The organism is Nocardioides nematodiphilus, from assembly GCF_020216525.1.
Lineage (GTDB): Bacteria > Actinomycetota > Actinomycetes > Propionibacteriales > Nocardioidaceae > Nocardioides > Nocardioides nematodiphilus.
Window position 1 is genome coordinate 219,856 of record NZ_JAIWOY010000006.1, and the last position, 8,819, is coordinate 228,674.

Sequence of the window (8,819 nt, forward strand, 5' to 3'; positions counted from 1 at the left end):
GAAGCCCTCATGACTCCCTGCGCGCCGGGTTACTGGGACCGACATGGCACACCCGCGCATCGCCGATCCCTGGGGAGCCCGCACCCCGTACGGGCCCGGGGAGCCGTGGCCCGTACGGGTCGATCAGCAGCTGGCCGACGGCGTCACCGCTGACTCGGTGGACCGTTGGGTGCCGGCCGCGTCGCTGCTGCACTCCAACGGCGACGCGATGGAGATCGCGGTCAAGGAAGGACGGATCGTCGGGGTCCGCGGCCGCCACGGCGACCGGGTCAACCGCGGCCGGCTCGGCCCGAAGGACCTGTTCGGCTGGCAGGCCAACCACAGCCCGGACCGGCTCACCCGGCCACTGATCCGCCGCGACGGCCAGCTCGTCGAGACCGACTGGGAGACCGCGATGAGCACGGTCGCCGAGCACCTGCGCGATCTCCTCGACACCCGCGGCCCCGGCTCGATCGGCTTCTACACCAGCGGCCAGCTCTTCCTCGAGGAGAGCTACACGATCGCCGTCCTGGCCCACGGCGGCATCGGCACCCCACATGTCGACGGCAACACCCGGCTGTGCACCGCGACGGCCGGCGAGGCGCTCAAGGAGTCGTTCGGCTGCGACGGCCAGCCCGGCTCGTACGAGGACATCGACCACGCCGACGTGATCGCCCTCTTCGGCCACAACGTGGCCGCCACCCAGACCGTGTTGTGGAGCCGGATCCTCGATCGGCTCGCCGGGCCCAACCCGCCGAGGATCCTGTGTGTCGACCCGCGCCGCACCCCGGTCGCCGAGCACGCGGCGCTCCACCTCGCACCCCGCCCCGGCACCAACCTGATGCTGATGAACGCGCTGCTGCACGAGCTCATCGCGCACGACTGGGTCGACCGCACCTACGTCGACGCGCACACCGTCGGATTCGACGAGCTGAGGAAGCAGGTCGCCTCAGCCACCCCCGACAGGGCCGCCGAGGTCTGCGGCCTCGACCCCATCGACATCCGCCGCGCCGCCGAGCTCCTCGGTGGCGCGGAGCGGCTCACCTCCACCGTCCTCCAGGGCTTCTACCAATCGCACCGCGCGACCGCTGCCGCGGTGCAGGTCAACAACCTCCATCTCCTCCGCGGCATGCTCGGGCGTCCGGGCTGCGGCATGCTGCAGATGAACGGCCAGCCCACCGCAGAGAACACCCGTGAGACCGGGGCGAACGGCGACCTGCCCGCGTTCCGCAACTGGGCCAACGACCAGCACATCGCCGAGCTCGCCGAGATCTGGAACGTCGAGCCTCAGCGCATCCCGCACCAGGGCCCGCCGACCCACCTCATGCAGATGATGCGCTACGCGGAGAACGGCTCCCTCGGCGCGCTCTACATCACCGCGACCAACCCCGCGGTCTCGCTGCCCGAGCTGCACCGGATCCGCAGCATCCTCGAGCAGGAGCGGCTGTTCGTGGTCGTCCAGGACCTGTTCCTGACCGAGACCGCACAGCTGGCCGACGTCGTCCTTCCCGGCGCGACGTGGGGCGAGAAGACCGGCACCTTCACCAACGCCGACCGCACCGTCCACCTGTGCGAGAAGGCCGTCGAGCCGCCGGGTGAGGCTCGCGCCGACCTCGAGATCCTGCTCGACCTCGCCCGTCGGCTGGACCTCAGGACGAAGGACGGCGGCCCGCTGATCACGTGGACGACGCCGGAGGAGGCGTACGAGGCCTGGCAGCGCTGCAGCGCCGGGCGCCCCTGCGATTACACCGCCATCACGTACGAGCGTCTCCGCGCGGGTGGCGTGCAGTGGCCCGATGGGACGCCCCGGCTCTATGCCGACGGCGCGTTCCGTGCTCATCCCGACGACTGCGAGTCCTACGGCAAGGATCTCGAGACCGGTGCCCCGGTCGAGCCGGTCGAGTACCGCTCCCTCAACCCCGACGGCAAGGCGATCCTCAAGGCGGCGGCCTATCGCCCACCGCACGAGATGCCGTCGGAGGACTACCCGATGCAGCTGATCACCGGGCGCAGCGTCTATCACTTCCACACCCGCACGAAGACCGGCCGGGCACCCGAGCTCCAGGCGGCCGCGCCCGATGTCTGGATCGAAGTCTCCGCAGCCGACGCCGCTGCCCACGGCTGGAGCGATGGCGACCTGCTCCGGGTCACCACGCCGCGTGGCACCGTGCTCGCCCCGGCACGCGTCGCGGGCATCCGCGAGGGTGTGGTCTTCCTCCCGTTCCACTACGGCTACTGGGACACCTCCGGCGGGAGCCGGCCGGACCCGGCGTACGGCGACGGTGCCGGACGCGCGGCCAACGAGCTCACCGCGACCGACTGGGATCCCGCCTCCAAGCAGCCGCTCTTCAAGACGGCGGCCTGCGCCGTGACGAAGGTGGAGGGAGTCGCCCGATGAACCGGATCAACGCGCTGCTGCATGACCTGCATGACAGCGAGGCGGGGCTGGCCGGGCTCCTCCTGCACGTCGCGGACCGGCATCGCGCCGACCATGAGGTCTTCCACGTCGCGCGTGACCTGGCCGGCTGGTCGGCCGACCACCTGCGTGAGCTGACCCGGATCGGTCACGAGCGCGGCCTGGACCTCGACCCTGAGCCGCCCGACCCGGACACCCTCCTGGCGAAGGTCCGACAGCGGACCGGGGACCTTCTCGGTCGCCGCTCCGAGGTGGGGCTGGTCCTCCTGGTCGACCTGCGGGAGGTGCACGTCCGGGCCGCCGGAGTCTCGGTCGACTGGGTGATGCTGGGGCAGGTCGCACAGTCGCTGCGGGACCAGGAGCTGCTCGACCTGACCAGCCGCTGCCACCCCGAGACGCTGCGCCAGCTGCGCTGGGCCAACGCGACGATCAAGGTGAGCGCATCTCAGATCCTCATCGGGTGAGCCGCGCCGATAGGGTGACAGCGTGCGCATCGCCCGATTCACCACAGGAGACGAGCCGCTCTTCGGCATCGTGACCGGAGACCTCGACGAGTACGGCCAGCCCGACCCCGACGCGCAGATCGTGGCGCTCGCGGGCGACCCGATCTACGCCGGGATCAATCCGCTGGACCAGACTCACCGGCTGGCGGACGTACGTCTGCTCGCGCCGGTCATCCCGCGCAGCAAGGTCGTCGCGATCGGCAAGAACTACGCCGATCATGTCGTCGAGATGGGCGGCGCGACGGGGGAGCTGCCTCCCGAGCCCCTGATGTTCCTCAAGCCGAACACCTCGGTCATCGGCCCGGGCGACCCCATCGTCTACCCGCGCCAGAGCGAGAACGTCCACTTCGAGGGCGAGCTGGCCATCGTGATCGGCCGGATCTGCAAGGACGTCCCCGTCGAGCGCGCCGCGGACGTCATCTACGGCTGGACGATCGCCAACGACGTCACCGCCCGCGACCTGCAGAAGAGCGACGGCCAGTGGAGCCGCGCCAAGGGATTCGACACGTTCTGCCCGCTCGGCCCCTGGATCGAGACCGAGCTGACCCTCGACGAGGTCAAGGCCGGGCTGCGCGTCCAGACCTTCCTCGAGGGCGAGGTCAAGCAGGACGGCAACACCCGCGACCTGATCTTCGACGTGCCCACGATCATCGCCCACGTCTCCGCCGCCATGACCCTCCTGCCCGGCGACGTCATCCTGACCGGCACGCCGGCCGGCGTCGGGCCGATGGAGCCCGGCCAGGAGGTCGAGATCTCGATCGAGCGCCTCGGCGCCCTCACCAACCCCGTCAAGAAGTGAAGAGCACCGTGAGCAACTCTGCGTCTGTCCCCATGTCCGCCCCCGTACGCGTCCGGATGGCCCCCAGCCCGACCGGCAGCCCGCACGTCGGTCTCGTCCGTACGGCCCTCTTCAACTGGGCCTTCGCCCGCCACCACGGCGGCCAGTTCGTCTTCCGGATCGAGGACACCGACAAGGAGCGCTCCACCGACGAGTCGCTCGCCTCGATCATCGACCTGATGCGCTGGCTCGGTCTCGACTGGGACGAGGGCCCGGAGGTCGGCGGCCCGCACGCCCCCTACTTCCAGAGCCAGCGTGGCGACATCTACGCCGACGCGCTGGCCAGGCTGCAGAGCTCCGGCCGCGTCTACCGGTGCTACTGCACCACCGAGGAGACCGAGGGCCGCGCGCTGGCCAAGAAGGAGGAGTACGCCGCCGCCAAGGCCGCGTTCGCCGCCGCCGGTGGTCAGGGCACCAAGCCCGAGGCCCCGGTCATGGGCTACGACGGCTTCTGCCGCGACCTCACCGACGAGCAGATCGCGGCCTTCGAGGCCGAGGGTCGTGCCTCGGTCCCGCGCCTGCGCATGCCCGACGGGTCGATCACCTGGAACGACCTGGTCCGCGGCGAGGTCACCTTCGAGACCAAGCACGTCCCGGACTTCGCGCTCGCCCGCGCCAACGGTGACCCGCTGTACACGCTGGTCAACCCGGTCGACGACGCGCTGATGGAGATCACCCACGTGCTGCGCGGCGAGGACCTGCTCTCCAGCACGCCGCGTCAGATCGCGCTGTACGAGGCGCTCAAGGAGGTCGGCATCGCCAAGGCGACGCCGGAGTTCGGCCACCTCCCGTACGTGATGGGCGAGGGCAACAAGAAGCTCTCCAAGCGCGACCCGGAGGCGCACGCGCTGGCCTACCGCGACCAGGGCTTCGTCCCCGAGGGCCTGCTCAACTACCTGGCGCTGCTCGGTTGGTCGATCGCCGCGGACCGCGACATCTTCTCCCTGGAGGAGATGGTCGAGGCGTTCGACATCAAGGACGTCAACGCCAACCCCGCGAAGTTCGACCTCAAGAAGTGCGAGGCGATCAACGCCACCCACGTGCACCAGCTCTCGGTCGAGGAGATCACCGACCGCGCGCTGCCGTACCTCAAGCGCGACGGCGTGATCAGCGATCCCGTCTCCGATGCCGACGCGCAGCTGCTGGAGCTCGCGATGCCGTTCGTCGCCGAGCGGGTCAGCAAGCTGACCGAGGTCGGCGACCTGCTGCACTTCCTCTTCGTGCCGGAGGCCGACTTCGTCCTCGACGAGGCCGACAAGGCGAAAATGGTCGACAGCGACGAGGGCCAGGCCGTCCTGCAGGCCGCGTACGACGCGCTGCGCTCCCTCGAGGTCTGGAGCGCCGCGCAGATCAGCGACGCCCTGACCCAGGCGCTGGTCGAGGAGATGGGCCTCAAGCCGCGTGTCGCCTTCGGTGCCGTCCGCGTCGCCGCGACCGGCCGCAGGGTCAGCCCGCCGCTCTTCGAGTCGCTCGAGCTGCTCGGCCGGGAGCGGTCCCTGGGCCGCCTCCAGGGCGCCCTGAGCTGAGTCCCGTGAGGCACCACACCCAGGAGCCCGGCCGCGGTCTGGCCTACCACCAGCTGCACCGTGGTGGCCGGACCGGCACCGCCCGCGCGCTCCTGGGTGTCTTCGCGCTGCTGGTCCTGACGCTCGTCGTCGCCCAGCTCGTGCTGGAGGGGCTCTTCGCGCTCGGCTACGCGCTCGCCGGCGACGACGTCTCGGTGGCACTCGACCGGGTCGCCGACACCGAGAACCTCACCCCGGCGGGGCTGGCGTTCCTCAACCTGTCACTGGCCGCGGCGATCCCGGTCGCGATGCTGGTCAACTGGGCGGTCCACCACCTGCGTCCCGGCTGGCTGATGTCCGTACGGGCACGGGTCCGGTGGCGCTGGCTCGCCACCTGCCTCGGGATCGCCGTGGTGGCGCTCATCGCGACCCTGATCGTCTCCGCGGTGCTGCCCGCCCAGGGGCCCGACAACGCGAAGGTCGGCAGCTCGGTCAACCCGTGGTCCTCGACCATGCGCGACTACCTGCTCGTCATCCTCTTCCTCACGCCGCTGCAGGCAGCGGGGGAGGAGTACGCGTTCCGTGGCTACCTCACCCAGGCCTTCGGCGGGATCTTCCGGGCCCGCTGGGCCGCCGTCGTGATCCCGGCGTTCCTGTTCGCGCTCGCACACGGCGTCCAGGACGTGCCGGTCTTCTTCGACCGGTTCGCCTTCGGCCTGGTCGCCGGCGTGCTCGTGGTCCTCACCGGAGGGCTCGAGGCCGGCATCGCGATGCACGTGCTCAACAACTTCGTCGCGTTCGGTCTGGCCCTGGTCTACGGCGACATCAGCGCGACGCTCAACGCCTCCACCGGCAGCTGGTGGCAGATCCCGGTGACGCTCACCCAGTCGCTGGTCTTCCTCGGCCTGGTGCTGGTCGCGGCGCGCCGCCAGGGCCTCGAGACCCGTACGGGCGCGCCCGATTTCGTACGCGCGGGAACGTCCGTGTAGTGTTTTCACCGCGCCAACCGCTCCGGTGGAAGGCGCCTTGACTAGTAAGTCAATGGGATATGGTGTAATTGGCAACACTACGGATTCTGATTCCGTCATTCTAGGTTCGAGTCCTAGTATCCCAGCGGATTCCCCGCCTGTTCGCAGGCGGGGAGCCACTGCAAGCCCCCGTCGTCTAGCGGCCTAGGACGTCGCCCTCTCACGGCGGTAACGCCGGTTCAAATCCGGTCGGGGGTACCACGCAGGAGAGGCCCCGGTGCTGAGCACCGGGGCTTCTCGCGTTCTCACTCGTAGGCAGGTCGCCGCCATCGACGGCGGGAGGACGTGCGCGCCGAGATCGCATGCTTCGCGGCCAGCGTCAGCCAGCCCGCCACTGCCATGCCGCAGATGTTGACGAGCAGCTGCAGCGCACTGCCGCGGACCTCGTTGCCCGCCCCGAGTGCGAGGCCCAGCGCGATGTTGCCCGCGGCGGGGATGGTGGTGACCGAGATGAAGACGCCGGAGAGTCCGCCCACCTTCGCCGAGGTCAGCGACAGCACCCCGGCGATCGCGGCGACGACCGCCACCACGAGCGACCAGCGGTCAGGGCGGTAGATGAACGACGTCTCGGGGCGCGCCGCGGTGATCGCGCCGACGTCGATCCAGCCGAGCGCGCGCCCCAGCAGGGCGGCCGCCGTGGCGGCGGCGATCGCGGCCAGGAAGCCGAGGACGAGGGTGCGCCCGGCGTACCAGAAGAGCGTGCGCCGGCGTCGCACCAGCGCGAGCCCCAGCGCGGCGATCGGGATGAACTCCGGGCCCAGCACCATCGCGCCGATCACCAGCACCTGGGAGTCCAGCACGATCGCGATGCTGGCGATGAGGGTCGCCAGGATCATGAACGTGAAGTACGTCCAGTTCGGCTCCGACTCCTCATAGGCGCGCTGGGTGACGTCGGCCCAGATGACCGAGTCGGGGGAGGCGCCGGGGGTGATGTCCTCCGCGTCCCGCCCGGCGCGCGAGAGCCAGGTCGGGACCGCGGTGAGGTGGATCGTGCCCTGCTGGTGCACGCCGGTGGCGCGCAGGCGGGCGATCGCGTCGTCCGCGCCCTCCCGGGCGACGTCGGCCTCCACCAGGTCGCCGACCGCCTCGAGGGCCGGGTCGAGGCACGCGCCACGCACGCACGTCAGGTTGGTCACCGCCGGATCCGGGCCGAGCGCAGCCAGGACCGCGTCGGTGAGCGAGGCGGGGGAGCTGATCCGCAGATGCTGCATGGGGAGAGTCTCGCAAGGCCACGCCGATTCGGCTCGCGGAGACTGCTTCCATTAGGGTTTCTCCTCGTTGGCCGGTTGGCCAGCACTGCAAGCCCCCGTCGTCTAGCGGCCTAGGACGTCGCCCTCTCACGGCGGTAACGCCGGTTCAAATCCGGTCGGGGGTACAACGCAGGAAGAGCCCCGGTGCTTGGCACCGGGGCTCTTCGCGTTCGCGGCGCCTCGTCCTACGGCGCGCGGGTGAGCGCCTCGCGCACGTCCCGCAGGATCGTCTCGACGTCGCCCCCGCCCGTGACCACCACCGTCGTCCGCGTGGGAGGGCTGGCCCCCAGCATCTCGAGGGCGATGCCGATGGCGTGCTCGAACTCCTCGATGAGGTCGGCGCGGTCGTCGCGCAGCCAGTTGCGCAGCACGTGGTTGTGCGCCGTGATGATCGCGGCCGCGGTCAGCTCGGCGCGCAGGGGTCCGTCCTCCTCCTCGGCGAGCCAGCCGGCGAGGTGGCGGGCGAACAGACGCTGGTAGCGGTGGACCGCCGCCATCTCCCGCTCGCGGACCGCGGGCACGGTGCTCGTCAGCCGGTAGCGTCGGCGGGCGGCATCGCCCTCGTCGAGGTAGTGGTCCAGCACGATCCGGGCACCCTCGCGCAGGGCGCTCGAGCGGGTCGTCGGCGTCGCCGTGGCCAGGCGCGCGTCGACCTCGCGCAGCACGTCGTCGTGGTGGGGGAAGAGCACGTCCTCTTTGCTGGCGAAGTTGCGGAAGAACGTCGTACGGCCGACGCCGGCGTGCGCGGCGATCTGGTCGACGGTGGTCGCGTCGTACCCCTGGCTGGCGAAGAGATCGAAGGCAGCCACGATCAGGCGCTCGCGGGTCGTGGTCGGCATGGAGGGGACCCTACTTCGACGGGACGAAGTTCCGCTAGTACGGTACTAAGTACCGTAGCGAAGGAGTCAGCATGAAGAAGGTCGGAGTCGTCGGGGGCGGCTTGATGGGGTCGGGCATCGCGGAGGTGACGGCGAAGGCGGGTCTGGACACCGTCGTCGTCGAGGTCGGGCAGGAGGCGGCGGATGCGGCGCGGGCGCGGATCGATGCCTCGCTGGAGCGTGCGCTGAGCCGCGGCAAGATCGATCAGGTCGAGCTGGAGGCGATCCGGGGCCGGTTGCGGGTGGCGACCGATCTGGAGGCGTTGGCCGATCGTGATCTGGTGGTCGAGGCCGCCTCGGAGCGGGAGCACGTGAAGCTCGAGCTGTTCCAGCGCATCGGCGCGATCCTGGAGAAGGACGAGGCGATCTTGACGTCGAACACCTCCTCGATCCCGATCGTGAAGCTCGGCGCGGTCTCGGGG

General features: G+C 70.4%; 8 protein-coding genes and 3 tRNA genes. 9 read left to right on the plus strand and 2 right to left on the minus strand.

The window, feature by feature from the left end; genetic code table 11:
* Positions 1-43 precede the first annotated feature (43 nt).
* The 7 genes from KSO98_RS12330 to KSO98_RS12360 all read left to right on the plus strand — a co-directional run bounded on the left by KSO98_RS12330 (position 44) and on the right by KSO98_RS12360 (position 6,470).
* Entirely contained in the window at positions 44-2,377 is a 2,334-nt protein-coding gene (locus KSO98_RS12330; protein WP_225285904.1) for a molybdopterin oxidoreductase family protein, read from the plus strand.
* The gene (locus tag KSO98_RS12335; protein ID WP_225285905.1) at positions 2,374-2,859 is read left to right on the plus strand and encodes a hypothetical protein; all 486 of its coding nucleotides are present in this window, start codon (positions 2,374-2,376) and stop codon (positions 2,857-2,859) included. Before KSO98_RS12330 ends, KSO98_RS12335 begins: the two co-directional genes overlap by 4 nt.
* Positions 2,860-2,881: 22 nt before the next feature.
* A complete protein-coding gene (locus tag KSO98_RS12340) occupies positions 2,882-3,697 on the plus strand; it encodes a fumarylacetoacetate hydrolase family protein (protein ID WP_225285906.1) in 816 nt (271 codons plus the stop codon).
* A gap of 32 nt (positions 3,698-3,729) precedes the next feature.
* The gene (gene gltX, locus KSO98_RS12345) at positions 3,730-5,262 is read left to right on the plus strand and encodes a glutamate--tRNA ligase (RefSeq protein ID WP_225285907.1); all 1,533 of its coding nucleotides are present in this window, start codon (positions 3,730-3,732) and stop codon (positions 5,260-5,262) included.
* Positions 5,263-5,267: 5 nt separating this feature from the next.
* Complete coding sequence (locus tag KSO98_RS12350) at positions 5,268-6,230, plus strand: CPBP family intramembrane glutamic endopeptidase (protein WP_225285908.1); 963 nt, start codon at positions 5,268-5,270, stop codon at positions 6,228-6,230.
* 53 nt (positions 6,231-6,283) lie between these two features.
* A tRNA-Gln gene (locus tag KSO98_RS12355) sits at positions 6,284-6,355 on the plus strand.
* Between the two features lie 39 nt (positions 6,356-6,394).
* Positions 6,395-6,470, plus strand: a tRNA-Glu gene (locus tag KSO98_RS12360).
* A gap of 44 nt (positions 6,471-6,514) precedes the next feature.
* Here the strand turns inward: KSO98_RS12360 and KSO98_RS12365 are convergent.
* Complete coding sequence (locus KSO98_RS12365) at positions 6,515-7,480, minus strand: DUF389 domain-containing protein (RefSeq protein ID WP_225285909.1); 966 nt, start codon at positions 7,478-7,480, stop codon at positions 6,515-6,517.
* Between the two features lie 91 nt (positions 7,481-7,571).
* Here KSO98_RS12365 and KSO98_RS12370 point away from each other — a divergent pair.
* Positions 7,572-7,644, plus strand: a tRNA-Glu gene (locus KSO98_RS12370).
* A 60-nt stretch (positions 7,645-7,704) separates the two neighbouring features.
* Here the strand turns inward: KSO98_RS12370 and KSO98_RS12375 are convergent.
* Positions 7,705-8,358, minus strand: a complete 654-nt coding sequence (locus KSO98_RS12375) for a TetR/AcrR family transcriptional regulator (RefSeq protein WP_225285910.1) — start codon at positions 8,356-8,358, stop codon at positions 7,705-7,707.
* Positions 8,359-8,429: 71 nt separating this feature from the next.
* Here KSO98_RS12375 and KSO98_RS12380 point away from each other — a divergent pair.
* Positions 8,430-8,819, plus strand: a 390-nt coding sequence (locus KSO98_RS12380; RefSeq protein ID WP_263642692.1) for a 3-hydroxyacyl-CoA dehydrogenase NAD-binding domain-containing protein, incomplete at its 3' end; no start/stop codon positions are given.